The organism is Acinetobacter sp. NIOH-H-8 (assembly GCF_046635365.1).
Lineage (GTDB): Bacteria > Pseudomonadota > Gammaproteobacteria > Pseudomonadales > Moraxellaceae > Acinetobacter.
Genome location: NZ_JBHDVN010000403.1, coordinates 1 through 254, shown reverse-complemented (window position 1 = coordinate 254; position 254 = coordinate 1). Strand labels below are relative to the sequence as shown.

Genomic DNA, 254 nt, shown 5'->3' with positions numbered 1-254 from the left:
ACCATTTCACTAAAAACTGCTCGAGGTACACCAACCAAGCGCTGGAATTCAGAATCTGAAAAACGATTTAATTTCTGATATTTCATGAAATCTATATTGAGGCAGTTTTTACTTTCGCAAGAGGTCTTTTGAATTTCTTAACTGTTTTTCTTGCCAATTTAATATCATGCTGACTGCCAGACGATATATCTACTCCTATGATTTGTTTGCTCTTCGGATGATAGATCACTTGGGCTTTTAACGTATGTTTCTTC

General features: G+C 35.4%; 1 pseudogene. It reads right to left on the bottom strand.

Annotated elements, in window-relative coordinates:
• Window positions 1-127 precede the first annotated feature (127 nt).
• Window positions 128-254: pseudogene (locus tag ACEWB7_RS18860) on the bottom strand (transposase); the annotation flags it as partial.